15 protein-coding genes and 1 tRNA gene are annotated in these 17,829 nt (G+C 73.7%); 7 read left to right on the forward strand and 9 right to left on the reverse strand.

Annotated elements, in window-relative coordinates:
* Nucleotides 1-79: 79 nt before the first annotated feature.
* The 3 genes from ACFYUY_RS15585 to ACFYUY_RS15595 all read right to left on the reverse strand — a co-directional run bounded on the left by ACFYUY_RS15585 (nucleotide 80) and on the right by ACFYUY_RS15595 (nucleotide 2,488).
* Entirely contained in the window at nucleotides 80-286 is a 207-nt protein-coding gene (locus ACFYUY_RS15585) for a DUF397 domain-containing protein (protein ID WP_360213535.1), read from the reverse strand.
* A complete protein-coding gene (locus ACFYUY_RS15590; RefSeq protein ID WP_387900929.1) occupies nucleotides 286-1,146 on the reverse strand; it encodes a helix-turn-helix domain-containing protein in 861 nt (286 codons plus the stop codon). The genes ACFYUY_RS15585 and ACFYUY_RS15590 overlap by 1 nt, the downstream gene beginning before the upstream one ends.
* A gap of 601 nt (nucleotides 1,147-1,747) precedes the next feature.
* Nucleotides 1,748-2,488 (reverse strand): GPP34 family phosphoprotein, encoded by a 741-nt coding sequence (locus tag ACFYUY_RS15595; RefSeq protein WP_360213539.1) that lies wholly within the window; start codon nucleotides 2,486-2,488, stop codon nucleotides 1,748-1,750.
* A gap of 298 nt (nucleotides 2,489-2,786) precedes the next feature.
* Between ACFYUY_RS15595 and ACFYUY_RS15600 the strand changes: the two genes are divergently transcribed.
* Nucleotides 2,787-5,099: a serine hydrolase gene (locus ACFYUY_RS15600; RefSeq protein WP_387900932.1), complete on the forward strand. Its 2,313-nt coding sequence runs from the start codon at nucleotides 2,787-2,789 to the stop codon at nucleotides 5,097-5,099.
* Between the two features lie 142 nt (nucleotides 5,100-5,241).
* Here the strand turns inward: ACFYUY_RS15600 and ACFYUY_RS15605 are convergent, their stop codons facing one another.
* Nucleotides 5,242-6,774, reverse strand: coding sequence for a glycosyltransferase family 39 protein (locus tag ACFYUY_RS15605; RefSeq protein ID WP_387900935.1), 1,533 nt, complete (start codon nucleotides 6,772-6,774; stop codon nucleotides 5,242-5,244).
* 373 nt (nucleotides 6,775-7,147) lie between these two features.
* Here ACFYUY_RS15605 and ACFYUY_RS15610 point away from each other — a divergent pair, with 373 nt between their 5' ends.
* From ACFYUY_RS15610 to ACFYUY_RS15625, 4 genes are all read left to right on the forward strand, one after another.
* Nucleotides 7,148-7,285 (forward strand): hypothetical protein, encoded by a 138-nt coding sequence (locus tag ACFYUY_RS15610; protein WP_360213545.1) that lies wholly within the window; start codon nucleotides 7,148-7,150, stop codon nucleotides 7,283-7,285.
* 421 nt (nucleotides 7,286-7,706) lie between these two features.
* Nucleotides 7,707-9,152: a hypothetical protein gene (locus ACFYUY_RS15615; RefSeq protein ID WP_360213547.1), complete on the forward strand. Its 1,446-nt coding sequence runs from the start codon at nucleotides 7,707-7,709 to the stop codon at nucleotides 9,150-9,152.
* A 202-nt stretch (nucleotides 9,153-9,354) separates the two neighbouring features.
* The gene (locus ACFYUY_RS15620; RefSeq protein ID WP_387900938.1) at nucleotides 9,355-10,641 is read left to right on the forward strand and encodes a transglycosylase family protein; all 1,287 of its coding nucleotides are present in this window, start codon (nucleotides 9,355-9,357) and stop codon (nucleotides 10,639-10,641) included.
* Nucleotides 10,642-10,835: 194 nt separating this feature from the next.
* Nucleotides 10,836-10,908, forward strand: a tRNA-Arg gene (locus tag ACFYUY_RS15625).
* A 131-nt stretch (nucleotides 10,909-11,039) separates the two neighbouring features.
* On the opposite strand, the gene ACFYUY_RS15630 is transcribed toward ACFYUY_RS15625, so the two are convergent.
* Together ACFYUY_RS15630 and ACFYUY_RS15635 are read right to left on the reverse strand one after the other, a co-directional pair.
* Nucleotides 11,040-11,924, reverse strand: a complete 885-nt coding sequence (locus ACFYUY_RS15630; protein ID WP_387900941.1) for a carbon-nitrogen hydrolase family protein — start codon at nucleotides 11,922-11,924, stop codon at nucleotides 11,040-11,042.
* Nucleotides 11,925-12,185: 261 nt separating this feature from the next.
* A complete protein-coding gene (locus ACFYUY_RS15635; RefSeq protein ID WP_387900944.1) occupies nucleotides 12,186-12,995 on the reverse strand; it encodes a phosphatase PAP2 family protein in 810 nt (269 codons plus the stop codon).
* Between the two features lie 424 nt (nucleotides 12,996-13,419).
* Here ACFYUY_RS15635 and ACFYUY_RS15640 point away from each other — a divergent pair, with 424 nt between their 5' ends.
* Together ACFYUY_RS15640 and ACFYUY_RS15645 are read left to right on the forward strand one after the other, a co-directional pair.
* Complete coding sequence (locus tag ACFYUY_RS15640) at nucleotides 13,420-14,391, forward strand: sigma-70 family RNA polymerase sigma factor (protein ID WP_360213555.1); 972 nt, start codon at nucleotides 13,420-13,422, stop codon at nucleotides 14,389-14,391.
* Nucleotides 14,392-14,579: 188 nt separating this feature from the next.
* Nucleotides 14,580-14,801, forward strand: a complete 222-nt coding sequence (locus ACFYUY_RS15645) for a hypothetical protein (RefSeq protein ID WP_360213557.1) — start codon at nucleotides 14,580-14,582, stop codon at nucleotides 14,799-14,801.
* Between the two features lie 89 nt (nucleotides 14,802-14,890).
* On the opposite strand, the gene mscL is transcribed toward ACFYUY_RS15645, so the two are convergent.
* From mscL to ACFYUY_RS15660, 3 genes are all read right to left on the reverse strand, one after another.
* Nucleotides 14,891-15,310 carry a large conductance mechanosensitive channel protein MscL gene (gene mscL, locus ACFYUY_RS15650; RefSeq protein WP_360213559.1) on the reverse strand — a complete coding sequence of 140 codons (420 nt, stop codon included), beginning with the start codon at nucleotides 15,308-15,310 and terminating at the stop codon, nucleotides 14,891-14,893.
* 655 nt (nucleotides 15,311-15,965) lie between these two features.
* Nucleotides 15,966-16,295, reverse strand: a complete 330-nt coding sequence (locus tag ACFYUY_RS15655) for an FmdB family zinc ribbon protein (RefSeq protein ID WP_360213563.1) — start codon at nucleotides 16,293-16,295, stop codon at nucleotides 15,966-15,968.
* 157 nt (nucleotides 16,296-16,452) lie between these two features.
* Nucleotides 16,453-17,817 (reverse strand): MFS transporter, encoded by a 1,365-nt coding sequence (locus tag ACFYUY_RS15660; protein WP_387900948.1) that lies wholly within the window; start codon nucleotides 17,815-17,817, stop codon nucleotides 16,453-16,455.
* Between the last annotated feature and the right edge of the window lie 12 nt (nucleotides 17,818-17,829).

Raw genomic sequence — 17,829 nt, forward strand, 5'->3', positions numbered from 1 at the left:
GGCAGTTGCCCGTAGCGTCGGCCGCCGCCACCGGGCGACGGGCACCGCTACGGGCAACTGGGCCGAGCACGGAGCCGGATCAGAACCCGCCGAACACCCCCGCCGCCGCGGCGCTGGCGAACGCGTTCCAGGCCTCGGTGGAGAAGTGCAGACGTGGTCCCTGAGGGTCCTTCGAGTCCCGTACCGCCACCGCCCCCGCGGCCGGCGTGGCGATCTCGACACAGGCGCCGTTGCCGCCGCTGTGACTGCTCTTGCGCCAGCGGGTTCCGTGCTCGGAGGTGCTCATCAGTGGTATCCCTCTTCAATCTCAGCTATCAGTGACCGGCTCTCCGCCACGCCGAGCGCCGCCGCCCTCAGGTAGTCGTACAGACCGGTATAGCGGCGCACGTCGGCCTCCTTCTCCAGGTAGAGATCGCTCGTCACCCCTTCGAAGTAGACAACCGTGGAATCGGCTGACTCGGGGAACTCGAGCAGGGAGAATGTCCCGGTCATGCCGGGATGGGCGCCGTGCGAGAACGGGATCACCTGGATGGTGATGTTCGGACGCTGGCTCAGCTCCATCATGTGCTTGAGCTGCTGGGCCATCACCTCGCGGCTGCCGACCTCGCGCCGCAGCACCGCCTCGTCTATGACGGTCCACAGGCTGCCCAGCTGGTTCTCGCCCTGGACGCGGTCCTGGCGCTTCATCCGGACCTGCACCCTGCGCTGCACGGCGAGGGCGTCGGTGTCCGGCTGGGTGCCCTCGACGACGGCCTGGGCGTACTGCTCGGTCTGCAGCAGCCCGGGGACGAAGGAGGACTCGTAGGCGCGGATCGAGGAGGCCTCGGCCTCCAGCCCGATGTAGACGCTGTACGGGGTCGGCATGTCGTTGAAGTCGTGCCACCAGCCGCGCTGGCGGGACTCCTTGGCCATCTCCATCAGGCTGGCGCGCATCTGTTCGTCGTTCACGAGGTAGACGTCGCAGAGGTCGCGGACGTCCCGCTGGCTGATGCTGCGGCGGCCGTTCTCCAGGCGGCTGATCTTCGACTGGGAGACCATCAGCCGGCCGGCCACCTCCTCCGCGGTCATCCCGAGCCCCTCGCGGAGCTTGCGCAGTTCCGAGCCGAGACGTCGGCGGCGCACGGTGGGATTGATGTTGGCGGACACGTCGACCTCCGGCCGGACCTCTGGTGATCGTTGGAACGGCAGCCCTCGGAACACTTCGGACATTGGGACCAACCCCCCTGACTCGGAGCAGCATGTCACCTTGGGCCAGGTCGGCGCCGGGGAATCACAGCAGCGCAGTAGAACAGATCGTCGGAAAAGCACTTCTGTGAGACGGCGAGGGCCGGCCCGTGGTAATGCGGCTCAACGGCTCGGACTCATCTTGCTACTTGTCTACCCCGGCGGCGCACGTGCCGGTGGCACATGCGAGGACAGGCTCCGCCGGACGTCCCCCGGTGCGGGCCGTGGCGGGCTCGCCGGGGGACGGCAGAGGGGCGGTCACCGCGCGACTTCCGTCGCGGGGCGACCGCCCCTCCGTGCTCTCTGGTGGCGCGGGTGGTGCGGGTGGTGCGTCGGGTCGCTCAGCGCCGTCGGGCGGCGTGTGCGCGGTGGCACGCGCCGCCGGGCGCGAGGCCGGGCGTGTCGTGCGTGTGGTGCGGGCCCTGCGGATGGTGCGTGCGCCGCGGACGGTGCCCGCCGCGCACCGGGCCCGGACCGGTCACCGCCCCGGTCCGCGTGCCGCCCGCCGGGGCGGCGGACCCGCTCAGCGGACGCCGACCCTGGACGCGGCGACCCGCCCGCCGGAGCCCCGGCCCGCCGCACGGGCGGTGGAGCGGCCGGTGGCGGTCGCGGAGCCCTGGGACGAACGGTTCTGCTGAGCCGGCAGGCCGTTCTGCACGTCCATCACGGCGTGCGCGACCATCCCGCCCAGCGGGTCGTACCGGATCAGGTCGCGCAGCCGCGACCGCGACGAGCGGCCCTCGTTGCCCGGGTACAGGTGCTTGCCCAGGCCCACCGAGTGCGCCAGCGCGGCCAGCGCGGCCGTCCGCGGGTCCGGCGGCACGCCGGTCCGGATCGCGGTGTCCAGCCGTTGCTTGATCGCGGCGTTGGTGCAGTCCTCCGACGCCTGGTAACGGGTCGTCGGCAGCACCCCGCACACCTGGCCCGGCACGGCCGTGACCATGCCGCAGCGCTCCAGGTGCGCCAGGTACGTCTGCCGCAGCCCCAGCCGGGGCCCGCCGATCCAGTGCGCCGCACGGACCGGACTGCCGCGTCGGCGCAGCAGCTCCAGTGCGTGGTCCAGCGTCGGGTCGCCGGTCGGCCGTGCGAGCACGACGGCGATCCGGTCTCCCTCAGGTACGATCCGTCCGGCCAGGGACAGCTCGACGAGCTGCGCCCCGGCGAGTCCGAGGTCGAGGGTCTGCGGCTGCGCCGTGGTACCCGTGGTCGGGTCCAAAGCGAGCAGCAAGAGTTCCTCGGGAACAGTTCTGCGGCTCTTGCCCATCCAAGCCTCCCCGCGTGGATGAGAGACAGGGTGACGCCTCTCACACGGGCTTGTCGAGTACGCCTCCGAATCGTGACCTTGCGGTGAAGGCGGGGAACCGGGAACGGCGGGCCCTGCGTCTGACCGGTGAACAGACCGCGGTACGGCCGTGCGGCGGCAATAAGGGCCGGTCGGGCGGGGTGTGTGCGGCGGGATCGGCCGCCGGTGGCGGAGACTGTACAGGTACACGGGGCGGGGCGTCGGCTTCCCGAAATCGGGTCTGCCGGTGCCCCGCCGGGCGTTGAGGAGGCTGGGATACGTGGGCGAGTCCCCCGACAGGGTGCTGAGGGACGGCGAGCGGGCGCAGGAGCGCGAACGCGAGGGGGCCGGGGCGGCCGCCGGCACCGGTGCGGACCCGGACGGCAGCACCGACCGGGAGGCCGCCCCCGCGGCGGGTGACACGCCCGGGGCGGGGGCCAAGCGCGGCTCGACCGTACAGCTCCGTGTCCGGGATGTGGACAGCAGGACCACGATGCTGCGGCTCCCGGTGGACAACGCGACCACCGCGCTGCGGCTGCCCCCGGAGCCGGCCGAGCCCTCGGACGACGGGAGTTCCGGAGACGGGGCCGGGGAGACCGACGACGCGTCGGCCGACGGCGTCACGGAGGAGAAGGCCGGGCGCCCGGCCGGCGCCGACCCGCGTCTCGCCATCCGGACGGGCGCGACGAAGCCCGCGAAGGCGGCTTCGAAGCCGGCGGAGCCGGTCGCGGAGTCCGCGGCGGAGGCCGGAGCGGAGGGCGACACGCCGAATCCCGGCGCGCCCGCCGGGGCCACCCGGGCCGCGGAGCCGACGGCGGCCGAGGCCGACGGGGCCGACGCGGCCGATCCGAAGGCCGAGACCGACGGGGCCGCCGCGGCGACCGAAGCCGCCGGGGCCCCCGAAGCCGACCGGGCCGCCGGACCCGCCCCGAGCGCGGTGCCCGCCCGGCCGGTGCGGCTCGCCAAGCCCGCCGAGCCCGCCAAGCCCGCCCGGGCCGAGGAGCCGGAGAAGCCCGTGCCGCTGCGCGCCGCGGGCTCCTCGGCCGGCACCGTGCCCGAGCCCCCGGCGCCCGGCCCGCTGCCCGAGCCGGCCCCCGTCCCCGAACCGGAGCCCGAGCCGCACCCGGCGCCCAAGCCCCTGCCGGAACCCGAGCCGGCCCCGGAGCCGCTGCCGAAGCCGGCCCCCGCTCCCGCGCCCCGGCCCGCCCCGGCGCCGAGCCCGCTGCCCCGGCCCGACCCGCAGCCGGTGCCGCCCGTCCCGCCGCTGCCGGGGCCCGAGCCGCTGCCCGCCCCGGAGCCGCTGCCCTCGCCGGAGAACACCGCCGAGGCGATGGACGTGCTGGCCACCCTCAACGCGCGCCCGGTCTCGCCGCTGCGCCGCGCGCTCAAGCGGGTGACCATCTGGACGGTCTTCCTGGCCGTCGTGCTCGGCGCGGTCGTGGTGGCCCAGCTGCTGCGCCCGCTGCCGGACGCCAAGGTCCGGATGAGCGTCGCGGGCAGCTACGGCTTCTCCGGCGACCCGCTCGACCTCGCCTGGCCCGCCAAGGGCCAGTCCGCGGCCGAGGTGGTCGGCGTCGGCAGCCTCGGCAGCTCCGGTCAGGAGACGCCGGCGTCGATCGCCAGCGTCACCAAGGTGATGAACGCCTACCTGGTCCTGCAGAAGTTCCCGCTGAAGAAGGGCGAGAGCGGCCCGAAGATCACCGTCGACAAGCAGGCCGCGCAGGAGTCCGGCAACCTCGACGAGTCGCGGGTGCCGCTGACCGAGGGCCAGGTGCTGACCGAGTACCAGGCCCTGGAGCTGCTGATGCTGCCGTCTGCCAACAACGTGGCCCGGCTGCTCGCCCGCTTCCACTCAGGCTCCGAGGAGGCGTTCGTCAAGCTGATGAACGACACCGCGGCCAAGTTCGGGATGGGCAACACCACCTACGCCGACCCGGCGGGCTACAACGCGGACACCAAGTCCACCGCCAAGGACCAGCTGAAGCTGGCCGAGCAGGTCATGCAGGACGAGATCTTCCGGCAGATCGTGTCCACCCCGGACACCACCTTCGGCAACCAGAAGATCAACAACACCAACAACCTGATCAACCCGAAGACCGGCGTCATCGGCGTGAAGACCGGGTCCAGCACCCCGGCCGGCGGCTGCCTGATGTGGGCCGCCTACAAGGAGGTCGGCGGGGTGAAGCGACTGATCCTCGGCGTCACCCTCGGCCAGCCGGCCACCTCCGCGGCTCCGGGCGACGGCATCCTGCCCACCGTGCTGAAGGTCAGCGGCAAGCAGATCCAGGCCGCGCAGACCGGGCTGACCGGCCAGACCGTGGTGAAGAAGGGCGACGTCGTCGGCACGGTGGACGACGGCCTCGGCGGCAAGGTCCCGGTCGTGGCGACCAAGGACCTCGTGGTGGCCGGCTTCCCCGGCGTCACCGGCACGGTCACCCTGGACACCGGCAAGGTCGGCCACACCGCCAAGGCCGGCCAGCAGGTCGGCACGCTGCGGGTCGGCGCGGGCGACGACCGGGTGGAGGTCCCGGTGGCCCTCCAGACGGACCTCAACCCGCCGTCCATCCAGTCCAGGCTCGTCCGCGTGCTCTGAGCCGCCCGCTCCGGGCCGCGCCCCGCGCGGCGGTCCGGGGCCCACGAGACGCCCGAGGGGGAGCCGGTCGGTCCGGCTCCCCCTCGGGCGTCTCCACACGGCCGCGGCCCGTCGCGCCGGACGTCCCGGCGTGGCGCACGCCCTAGCTGTCGCGGTCGAGCAGCGCGACGGTGAACCCGCCGACCGGCGTCACCTGGTCCGGTGTGCCGTACCGGGCCCGCAGCGCCTGCGCCTCGTCGTCCGGGACGGCCGTGAGCGGGTCCCGGGTGTCGCCGAGCACCAGCAGCCAGATCCGCGCGCCCTGCCCCAGGCAGGAGGCCGGCAGGTCGCAGACCGCGGGCGACAGGTCCTCCGCGTCGTCGGCGCTCTGCGCGACGAACACCGGGTACGGGTGGACGTCCGACGGGAGGTAGTAGCTCACCCCCGGCCAGACCATCGCCCAGGACTGGTCGCCCAGCGGGGCCGCCATGCCGTCCCCGGCGCGGTAGCCGGCCGCGATCACCGCGGCGGCCGCCCGGAACGGCTCCTCCGAGCCGTTGTGCGAGCCCACGTAGCGCACCGCGGGCTGTTTCGGCAGCGCCGCCGCGGCCGGGACGGCCAGCATCCCCACGGCCAGCGCCCCCGCAGCCACCCGGGCCCCCGAGCGGAGGCGCAAGCGCCCGGCCAGGCCCGTCGCGAAGCCGTACGCCGCGCCGACCCCGCCACCGGCCAGCACCGCCCAGGCCGGCATCGTGAAGAGCAGGTACCGCTCGATGAAGTACGAGGTGTCGCCCTGCGACACCACCCACACGCCCACCACCGGCAGCTCCGCGAGCAGCAGCGCCTGCCAGGCCTGCACCCGCCGGCCGGGCAGCAGCAGCGCGGGCAGCGCCAGCACCGCGAATGCGTAGAACACCAGGTGCGAGCCGAACAGGTGCTCGCCGAAGTGCAGCAGGCCGCCCGCCGACGGCTTCTCGATCCAGCCCAACTGCCTGTCCGACTGCCGGCTGCCCAGCAGCACCACCGGCAGCACCGGCAGGGCGGCCACCAGCACCGCCAGCGGGTACCGCCACAGCAGCCGCCGGTCCACCGACCCGCGGGTGCGCCACAGGTGCAGCAGCACCAGCGCGGCCTGGCCGGCCACCGTGCTGAACGAGATCAGGTGGCCGGCTCCGGCCAGCGCCATCGCCACGCAGTACGGCGCCCAGCGGCGCCAGGTCGGCTGCTCCAGGGCCCGCAGCAGGAACCAGGTGGCCGCCGCGATCGCGCAGGTCACCAGTGCGTAGGCGCGGGCCTCCTGCGCGTACCGGGAGACCTCCGGCGGCACCGTGAAGAGCAGCCCCGCGCCGACGGCCGCCACCCGGTTGCCGAACATCCGCTCGGCGGTCAGCGCCACGAACGCGGCCGCCCCGGCCATGGCCAGCACGGACGGCATCCGCAGCGCCACCGTCGAGTCGCCGAACACCGCCGTCCAGACGTGCATCACCAGGTAGTAGGCGCCGTTGCTGGCGTCTATGTGCTGGAGCAGCCGCAGCAGGTCGCCCAGCGACCGGGTGGCCACCGTCCAGGTCGCCATCTCGTCCCGCCACAGATCCGGCGTCCCCAGCCGGTACCCGCCCACCGCCAGCATGACCACCGCGGGCCACAGCCACACCTGCCCCAGCAGTCGGACCACCGGGCGCCCAGCAGGTCTCATCGGGTCCTTCGTCTCCTTCGTACGGCGGGCCGGCGGATCGAACACTTTCCCGCAGGCTACTTGACCCGCCCTGACGCCCCGTCGGCACCCGCGCTCACGGCCGCGCCGGCGCCGGCCCGGTGACCGGGCCGTCACGGACCGCGCGCGCACCGGACGCGCTCGGGACGCGCAGGGCGACTCCAGGGCACCCCTGGCCGGAACGGTCCAGGGACGTTTCCGGCCAGCCGGATTCCCTTCCACCACCGCTGAGCTGCGACGAAGCTAGTGATCGCCGCCAGGGAGCACCGCTCCGGACGGCGCCGGAGGAACCGTCACCGCGGGACGCGACCACCGGACCCACCCAGCCGTCGCACCCGTAGAAGAGGACACCGTCATGCTCCGCACCGTCATCGCCAAGGCCGCCGCGGTCGCCACCCTCACCGTCGTCGCCCTCGGCACCGCCGTCGCCGCCCAGGCCGCGACCGCCCCGCCGACCACCGCCGTGGTCGCCGGCGACATGATCTGGGGCTGACGGTCCGCGAGGACCCAGGAGCCCCGGGCCCCCGGAGGACCCGAGGGGCCGTGACGGCCGGCAGGCCGTAGGGCCGCACCACCCCGCCGCACCGCCTCGCCGCACGATCCGGAAGCCCCGGACCCCCGGAACCCGTCCGGACCCGACCCGACCGGCTGCTCCTGCAGGGCAGCCGTCCCCCGGGTCCGCACCCGGGCGCCGCACGCCGGTCTCCCGGCACCGCCGCGCCCCGAAGTCCCGGCACCGCCGCTCCGCGGCGTCACCGGTCGGCCGTTCCCGCAGGCCGGCCGACCGGACGCCCCGCACACAGCGCACCGCACGCCGCAAGCCGCGCGCACGGTCGCCCTCCGTCGTCGGGCCCCACCGCCACCGCGGCCGGGCCCAGTCACCAGCCTCCCCCCGCTCCCTCTGGAGATCCGTCATGCCCGTGAACCGCACCAAGCTCGCCAACGTCGCCATGGCCGGTGCCCTCGCCCTCGGCGCGGCCGTCTCGACCGTCTCGCTGACCACCCAGGCGCACGCCGTGGGCAGCTCCTCGGTCAACGGCGCGATCAGCCGGGACGAGATCATCGCCCGCGCCCAGAACTGGGTCGACCAGGGCGTGCCGTACAGCCAGAGCCTGTGGCACAGCGACAGCAACGGCTCCTACCGGCAGGACTGCTCCGGATTCGTCTCGATGGCGTGGCACCTCGGATCCAGCCGGGTCACCTCCACCCTCGACGACGTGTCCACCAAGCTCGGGAGCCTCGACGACCTGAAGCCCGGCGACATGATCGACAACATCAGCACGCACGTCGTGCTGTTCGCCGGCTGGACCGACGGCAGCCACAACACCGCCGTCATCTACGAGGAGCCGAAGCCCGGGCTGACCGCGCGCAAGACCACCTACTCGCGCAGCTACCTGATCTCCGGCGGGTACATGCCGTACCGCTACGACAACACCGTCGACAGCGCCCCGCTGCCGCCCAAGCAGAACGCCGTGGGCTGGGGCGCCCAGGTGGTGGTGAACGGCGGCGGCAACGTCTTCCACAGCACCCGCTCCTCCAACGGCACGTGGACCGGCTTCGGCAACGTCGAGAGCGCGGCCGGCGACATCGGCGGCGTCCAGTCCATCGCGGACGCCGGCATCAACGGGGACACCCACGTGCTCGCCGTCGGCGGCGACGGGAACATCTACCACACCATCCGCCACTCCGGCGGCTCCTGGGACCGCTTCAGCGACATCGGCCCGCAGACCAACCAGCTCGGCAGCGTCACCAAGGTCTCGGCGGTCTCGATCGGCGGCGACCTGCACGTCCTCGCGGTCGCCAACGGCAGGCTCTTCCACACCGCGCGCCTCGCCAACGGCACCTGGATGCACTTCGGCGACATCACCCCGGCGGGCGGCCCCGTGACCAGCGCCTCGGCGGCGAGCGTCAACGGCGTACTCCAGGTCGTGGCCGTCTCGGACGGCACCGTCCTCCACACCGTGCGCGCCGTCGACGGGAACTGGTCGGGCTGGGGCAACGCCTACGACGCCGCCGGGAACATCGGCCCCGCCCAGGACGTCGCCGTCGCCGGCACCGGTGCCGACGCGCAGATCGTCGTGGTGACCAACGACGGCCGGCAGTTCCACGGCGTCCGCTACGGCAACGGCAGCTGGCAGCAGTTCGCCGAGCTCGCCCCTGTGATCGGCTCGTTCACCGCCAACCGGGTCAGCGCCGCCAACGTCGACGGAGAGTTCCAGGCCGTCTTCATCACCAACGACGACCGGATCATGCACACCATCCGGGACGGTGCCGGCAGCTGGGACCCGGCGGCCCCGATCCAGCTGAACGGCGTCAGCGGCAACCACTACGCCGTCTCCATCGGCGGCACCTACAACTGACCGTCCCGCCCGCCGGACCCACCCGCCGGCCCACCGCCGCCGCTCACCCGCGGTGGGCCGGCACCCCGCCGCCCACGCTCACCGTCGCGCCGCTCGCCGCCGCTCACGCCCCGCCGCGCGACGCCGCCGCTCAGGCCCCGCCGCTCCGCCCGCCCCCGGCTCCGTCCCGCGCGAGCCGTCCCCCTCCGAGAAAGAGGACCCGATGTCCCGCGCACCCCGCCGCCGCGCAGCCGCGCTCACCCTCACCGCGCTGGCCGCCCTGACCCTCTCCACGGTCGCCACCGGCTCCGCCCAGGCCGCCTCGGTGGCCACCTGGGACCGCGTCGCACAGTGCGAGAGCAGCGGAAACTGGAGCTACTACAAGGCCGGTTGGCAGTTCTACGGCGGTCTGCAGATCACCAAGAGCACCTGGGAGGCCTTCGGCGGAACCCAGTACGCACCGCTGCCGCACCAGGCCACCAAGCAGCAGCAGATCATGACGGCGGAGCGGATCCTGGCCGGCCAGGGCACCGGCGCCTGGCCGAGCTGCAACGCGGGCCTGGGCAGCGACCACGCCGACCCGTACCCGGGGCCGACCACCCCCGTCAGCAAGGCCGGCGACCTGTACCACGCGACCCGCCTCGCGGACGGCAACTGGACGTCCTTCAGCCCGCTGAACGGCTACGGCGGCGCCGCCTTCTTCAACGGCACCCAGGACGCCATCGCGGCCACGCCGGACGGGTCGACCCAGACGCTGGCCACCGGCGCGGACGGGAACCTGTACCACACCGCCCGCTACACGAACGGCTCCTGGACGGGCTGGGCGCCGGTGGACGGCTACGCGGGCGCCGCGCGGTTCGCCGCCCAGGGCGAGGCGATCGTCGGCATGTCGAACGGCGACAGCCAGCTGATGGCCATCGGCAAGGACGGGAAGATCTACCACAACGCCCGCTACGCCTCCGGCAGCTGGCAGGGCTGGGCGCAGGTCGGCGACTGGGGCGCCCAGAAGATCGCGGCCGCCAGCCTGCCGGACGGCAGCATGCAGGTGCTGATCGTCGGCTACGACGGCAACGTCTACCACAACGTCCGTTCCGTGAGCGGCTCCTGGCAGGGCTGGAACGCCGTCGCCGGCTTCGGAGCGGACACCTTCCAGGCGAAGGACGTCGCGATAGCCGGCCTGCCCAACGGTGACGCGCAGCTGCTGGCCTCCGGCAGCGACGGCAAGCTCTACCACAACATCCGCCTCGCGAGCGGCTCCTGGCAGGGCTGGGGCGCCGTGGACGGCTTCGGCGGCGCGGCGGGCTTCCAGGCCTCCAGCTTCGCGATCAGCGGCATGCCGAGCGGTGACACCCAGCTGATCGCGGTCGGCAACGACGGCAAGGTCTACCACAACGCCCGCTACGCCTCCGGCACTTGGCAGGGCTGGTGGAACACCGCCTTCGCCGGGCAGAAGGTCTCCATCGCCGGCATGCCGGACGGCGGGGCCCAGATGGTCGTCTCCCGGGGCTGACCCGCCCCGCGGTGGCCCGTCGGGTACGACCGCAGACCGCGGCGGCCGGTGGCACGCCCGGACCGCCGAGCGCAAGATCACGTACCCGCCGCCCGGCCGTCGCCCGACCCGCTACACTGGCCCCGTGACGGCTTGCCCTCGGGCCGGCCGCCAAGGATCCGCCAACGGGACGCAGCCGCTCCCCGGCGGATCCCGCCTCAGTAGCTCAGGGGATAGAGCACGGCTCTCCTAAAGCCGGTGTCGCAGGTTCGATTCCTGTCTGGGGCACGACGCAGGACGCAGAAGAGGCCCAGGCCGGAGGGTGAATCCCCTCGGACCTGGGCCTTCGCCGTTCCGTGCCCCCGTCGTGCCGTGCCCCAGTCGTGCCCCAGCCGTGCCGGTCCGGTCCGGCGGACGGTTCAGGCCAGGGTGAAGCGGTGGCGCGCTGCGGCGGGGCGTCCGCCGGCCAGGGCGAGGTCGGCCAGCAGCGTCTCGGTCTCCCGGACGGTCCGCAGCACCACCGGGTCGAGGTCGACGACGACGAGTTCGCGGCCGTCCTCGCCCGCCTCGGCGAGCAGTCGGCCGTCCGGCGCCCAGACCGCGCTGCCGCCGCAGGTGTGCCAACCGCCGGTGTGGCCGATGTGGTTGGCGAGCACGGTGTAGAGCGTGTTGTCGAGCGCGCGGGCGGGGAACCAGGTGCGGGACTCGTGGTGGCCGTGGCCCACGCTGAACAGGGCGCCCACCAGGTAGGCGTGGCAGCCGTCCAGGGCCGCGGCGCGGGCGTCCTCGGGGAAGCCCGAGTCGTAGCAGACGCCGAGGCCGAGCCGCCAGCCGTCCAGCTCCAGCGTGCAGCCGGTCGTCCCGGGGCGGAAGTGGTCGCGCTCGGCCTTGAACAGGAACTGCTTGTCGTAGCGGGTGACGAAGCCGCCGTCCGGGCCGATGACGAGGGCGGAGATGCGCAGGTCGGCACCGTCCTGCACGGCGGCGCCGACGATCGCGGCGGTGCCCGTCGCGCGGCAGGCGTCGGCGACCGGCGCGAGCCGCGGGTCGGCGGGCTGGACGGCGTGGGTGAGCGGGTCCGAGGTGATCAGCCCGATCTCGTAGCCGGCGAGGAACTTCTCGGCGAACAGCACCAGGCGGGCGCCGGCCCGGGCGGCCTCGCGGATCAACTCGGCCGCCTGGGCGGCGTTGGCGGCGATGTCGCCGGCCACGGCCCGGGCCTGGACGGTGGCGATCCGCAGCGGCCGCTCCGGGTACCCGCACTCGGTGGGGTGGCTGGCGGGGGCGGCGGGCGCGGCGTTCATGACCGTCACGCTAGCGGACGGTGGCGTTCGTATTCCGGACGCAGGTGCCCGTGTGTGCCGGCGGGTCGGCGCGGTGGTGGCGGGGTGGGCCGGCGAGGGGGTGGGCCGGCGAGGGGGCGGGCCGGTGGCCCGGTGGGGGATCGGTGGCGGGCGGTGGGCGGCCGGCGTGCGCGGGTGACGCCGGGGCAGCGGCACCACCACCCGCACACCGTGACGTGTGCTCAGCGGCCGGGCGTCAGCGGCTCCGCCCGGGCGGGTGCGTCAGCGGACGGCCTCGTCGGGGTGGTCCGCCGGGTCGCCCTGCGGTTCGGCTCCGCGCGGCGGTCGGACGGACGGCACGATGATCCGCTGGACCCGGGGCCTGGTGCGCCAGTTGACCCGCCGGACGTCCCGGGCCAGCGCGCCCGGGCGCCACAGTTCGACGAGGGCGGTCACGGCGCCCAGCACGATCCCGGCGGCCAGCCAGCCGGCGACCACGTCGCTCGGCCAGTGCACTCCGAGGGCGATCCTCGTCCACCCGATGGTCAGCACGCTGACCGCGGCCACCGTGCAGGCGGCGGTCCGGCCCCGGCGGTGGACCCGGTACCAGACCAGGCCGACCAGCACCGCGCAGGTGATCGCCGAGGCCATGGCGTGCCCGGAGGGGAAGGCCGGGCCGCCGGCGTGCGAGACCGGGTCCCCGAAGGACGGCCGTCTGCGGTCGACGGCCAGCTTCAGTGCCCACAGGGCGCCCCAGCCGACCAGGGTCTGGGCGGCCACCCAGCCGGCCAGCACCCGGGCGCCGATCAGCCAGAGCCAGGCGGCCGCGATCCCCAGGAGGGCACGCATCGTGATCGTGCCGCCGATGTCGGAGAGCGTCTGCACCGAGGCGGTCCAGATCCGGTGCTCCCTGGCGAAGACGTGCAGTTCGTCGATCCAGCTCTGATCGAGCTGTTCAAGGGGGTGCCAGTGCCCGGTCACCAGGACGGTCAGCAGGCCGAACAGCGCGGCGCAGCCCACTGCGAGCGCCGAGTCCCGCAGCAGGCGGCGGTGACGCGCAGTGACTGAGGTCGCGCTGTTGGTCAGGTGCATGGCTGACACCTTCCCAGTGTCCCGGGTCGATCGGGACGTGGAGTGATAGCGATTCGGCATCGTTTGTGCGGAGAACCTGCGTGCGCCGGGGTGTGAGCGCGGGTGATCGCCGGGGGCGCGGGGAACGACCGTGCCCGTCCGCCGGTTCACCCTGTAGGGCGGTGGTCGTGTGCACGGGGCGTGAGCGACCCGCTCGGAAGCGGTCGGAGAATCGGCACCGGAGGTGCCCGGCCGGTCACCCAGCGTCCAGAACCGGGGTGAAAACCGGCAGGATACTGCATGGCGCGGAAGAATCTGAGTGACTTGGGAATGTTGTCCGGAATCTGTTCGTTGGATCGTTACGTGTGAGCCCCGCGGGGCCCGCACTTCTTGCCCTCTCGGGGCAGGCAGGCAGAGCTCGGCAATTCCAGCAAAGGGAGCAAGCATGGCCACCCGTGCCGTCGTTCGCGACAGGGCCGACCGGACTCGCGCGGCCCGCCCGACCAACCTCGAGGCCGACCGTGACCTGGTTGGCATGTACCTCGACGAGATCGCCAGGACGCCCCTGCTCGATGCCGCCGAGGAGGTCGAGCTCTCGCTGCGGATCGAGGCCGGCGTGTACGCCCAGCACCTGCTGGACGAGGGCGGGTTGCCCGACGGCGTCTCGCGCGAGGAGCTGGAGGTGATAGCCGAGGACGCGGAGCGCGCCAAGGACGTCTTCATCCGCTCCAACCTCCGACTCGTCGTGGCGGTCGCCCGCCGGTACCCGCGCAGCGGCCTGCCGCTGCTGGACCTCATCCAGGAGGGCAACGCCGGCCTGGTGCGCGCCGTCGAGAAGTTCGACTACGCCAAGGGTTTCAAGTTCTCCACCTATGCCACCTGGTGGATCCGGCAGGCGATCACCCGCTCGATCGCCGACCAGTCCCGCACCATCCGGCTGCCCGTGCACCTGGTCGAGGAGCTCGGGCGGATCCGCCGGGTGCAGCGCGAGAAGTCCAAGGAGCTGGGCCGCGAGGCCGACCCGGCGGAGATCGCGGCCGAGCTGGACACCACCGAGGCCCGGATCAAGGACGTGCTCGACTGGGCCCGTGACCCGGTCAGCCTCAACATGTCGGTCGACGACGAGGGCGAGACCCAGTTCGGCGACCTGGTCGAGGACACCGGGGCGACGTCCCCCGAGGACGCCGTGATGGTCATGCTGCGCCGCGAGGAGCTGGACGACCTGATCGGGCGGCTGGACGACCGCACGGCCTCGATCATCCGCTCCCGCTACGGGATGGAGGACGGCCGCGAGCGCACCCTCACCGAGGTGGGCAAGCAGCACGGCCTCACCCGCGAGCGGATCCGCCAGATCGAGAAGCACGCGCTGGCCGAGCTGAAGAAGATCGCGGACCACGCGGGCTTCGAAGCGGCCTGACCGAGCGGCCTGACCGAGCGGCTTGGCCGACCGACCCGGCCCACCGGTCCGAGCGAGCCGCCCGGCCGTGGCACGCGACCGGACCGGCCTCCCGGGCCCCGGTGCGGAGAACTCCGCACCGGGGCCCGCGGTTCGCGGAGCCTAGGCTTGAGGGCGGAACGATCCGGGCGAGCAGCGGAGTGAGCAGGGTGGAAGAGCAGGAGCAGGAGCAGGAGCAGGACCGGGGCCAGCGGAAGCGCGAGGAGCAGCCGGCCGCGGCCAAGGCCCGGCTGGTCTTCCGTGACCCGCTGGACCAGCAGTCGAGCGACGACACCGACGCCGGCTGGGGCGACCGCCCCGGGGCGGGGGAGAGCGGTGGGCGGGGGCTGGACTGGTACCTGAACCAGCGCCCGCCGCACCACGGGGACTGAACGGCGCCGAGCGGCGCCGAAGGGGACGGGAACGGACGGGACGGGAACGGACGTGGCGCGGACGGGGGCCGGGCGGGTGGTGCGGCCCGTCAGCTCCGGGCGGTGACCAGCGCGTCGCGGATCTCGGTGAGCAGCAGCACCTCCTTGGCCTCGGCCTCCGCGGTGGACTCGGCGAGGGTCTTGCGCCGCGCGGTGAACCGGTTCATGGGGACGATCAGGCAGAAGTAGACGACGGCCGCGGTGATCATGAACTGCAGGACGGCGCTGAGCACCGATCCCCACAGGATGAAGATCCCGGACACGACCTCGCCGGTGGGGCTCACCTCGCAGGGGCCCTTGAGGCAGGAGCTGTAGGACGCCAGGTCCTTGGCCCCGAACACGCCGACGATCGGGTTGATCACGCCCTTGACGAAGGCGTTGACGATGTTGGTGAAGGCCGCGCCGATGACGACGGCGACGGCGAGTTCGACGACGTTCCCGCGCAGCAGGAATTCCTTGAAGCCTTTCATGCCGCCGTGAACGACGAAGTCGTCGCCCGGTTACGGGTGATCTTCCAGTGCTCCGGATTGACAACCCGTCCGGCCCACCGCGCCGCCCGGAGGGGGCGGCAGCCCGGCCCGGGCGGGCCCGACCGCGAGTGCCGCGGCCACGGCGAGCAGCACCGCCGCGGGCACCCCGGCCCGCCGCCGTACGACGTGCCGCCAGCGGTGCCACCGGCCGGCGCCGCGCCGGATCGGCGGGAACCGGGGCACCTCCTGCCGGGGCGGGACGGTGGGCGCGGGCAGCGGGATCGAGAGGATCGGGGAGGACATCGGCACCACCGGGGTCGTAGGGCGCCGGCCCCTGCCGGGCCGGCCGCGTTCTGCTGACCCACACGATGGGCGCCCGGCGCCGCCGCGGGAAGCCGTTATCCGCAGCCTGTGGACAACCCGGCCCCTGTGGACGAATCCGTACACCCGCAGGAGTGAGTACGGCCGGCCGGATTGACGACCGGGCCGGTCCGGGGCCACCAGAAGGGCCTGGGACCGCCAGAAAGGCCCGGAACGACGAAGGAGGCCCGGAACGACGCCCGGGAACGACGAGAAGGCCCGCCGCCCCCGCGCGGAGCGGGGGTGACGGGCCTGTCCCGTGTCGTCGACGGTGCCGGCCGGGCCGGCGCCGTGATCAGCTCGCGGCCGGAGCCGGGCTCGAAGCGCTCGAGGAGCTCGAGGCGGAGGACGTCGAGGAGGACGTCGAGGTCGAGGACGAGCCGTTCGAGGACGTCGAGGACGAGCCGGTCGACGCCGAGCCGCCGGAGCCCACCGAGCTGCTGGAGGACGAGCGGCTGTCGGTGCGGTAGAAGCCCGAGCCCTTGAACACGACGCCCACGGCCGAGAAGACCTTGCGCAGTCGTCCCTGGCAGTCGGGGCACGTGGTCAGCGCCTCGTCGGTGAACTTCTGCACCGCCTCCAGGCCGTTGCCGCACTCGGTGCACTGGTACTGGTACGTGGGCACTTGTCTTCCTCCTGGCACTCTCGCCTGATGAGTGCTAACGATGGTCAATGATGCGGCATTCCGCGGGATCAGTCCAGCGACTCCGGTGTGAGATGAGCCGGGTTGAACGCCCGCGCCGTTCCGGGGTGGTGGTCCGGCGCGGACCGCGGGTACCGGCTCAGCCCTTGGCCGCACCCACCAGCTGCCGCGCCGCGGCGTGCTCCGACGGGGCCGCGTCCGCCGCGGTCGCCCCGTCCGCACCGCCGGCGCCGACCGCGCCGCCGGGCGCGACCAGCAGGTGTCGCAGCGCGACCAGCGCGACCAGGCCGAGGCCGGCGCCGATCACCGGCACCAGGAAGCCCGCGGACGGCCCGTTGGCGTCGATCAGCTGGCCGGCCACCATCGAGCCGACCGCCAGGCCGAGGCCGATGGCGCCGGTCAGCCAGGTGAAGGCCTCGGTCTTGGCGCCGTCCTCGACCAGCGTCTCGACCAGGGTGTAGCCGCTGATCAGGGTCGGTGCGATGGCCAGGCCGCAGACCAGCCCGGCGACGGAGAGCGCGACCAGGTTGGGCATGGCCCACAGCGTCGAGCAGCCCAGGACCAGCAGCGCGTAGCTGGCGATCATCCGCTGCTGCACCGCGTGCCGCCAGGCGATCACGCCGTAGAGCACGCCGGCCACCATCGAGCCGCCGGCGAAGATCCCGTACACGGTGCCGGAGGCGTCGTGCTGGCCGACCGAGTCGGCGAAGGCGTTCACCGAGACCTGCATGCCGCCGAAGACGGCGCCGACCCCGAGGGTGACGCCGGCCAGCAGCCGGACGCCGGGCGAGGAGAGGGCGGAGGCGCGCCGGGCGCCGGGGCGCGGCGTGATCCGGGCGGGCGCGGTGCGCCGCTGGGTGGCGAAGACCAGGCCGCCGACGAGGGTCAGCGCGGCCTCGGCGATCAGGCTGGCGGAGGGGTTGACCGAGGTGGCGATCTTGGCTGCCACGATCGGGCCGACCACGAAGGTGAACTCGTCCGTCACGGACTCGAAGGCGAACGCGGTGCTCACCTTGGCGGCGGAGGTGGCGGACGCGCCCTCGGCGCCGAAGGTGGCGACCCAGCGGGCGCGGACCATGGCGCCGATCTGCGGCACGCTCGCACCGGCCGGGACGGCGGCCAGGAACAGGCTCCAGGCCGGGGCGTGCCCGAGCGCGAGGGCGATCAGCACGCCGACCGACAGGGCGTGCACCAGGACGGTGGGGACGAGCACGGTGGCCTGTCCGTACCGGTCCGCGAGGCGGCCGGTCTGCGGGCCGATCAGGGCCTGCGAGACGGCGGCGACGGCGGTCACGGTGCCGGCGGTGCCGTAGGAGCCGTGGGTGTCCTTGACGAGCAGCAGGATGCCCATGCTGAGCATCGCGTAGGGCAGCCGCGCGACGAACGCGGGCACCAGGAACGTCCAGGCGCCGGGCGTGCGGAGCAGCGCCCCGTAGCCGACGCGGGCGGGCGCGCTGGTGGCGCCGGCGTCCTCGGCGTTGTCGACCGTTCGGCGGGCCGTCACGGTCGGTCCTTC

It is taken from the genome of Kitasatospora sp. NPDC004745 (genome assembly GCF_042873275.1).
Taxonomy (GTDB): Bacteria; Actinomycetota; Actinomycetes; order Streptomycetales; family Streptomycetaceae; genus Kitasatospora.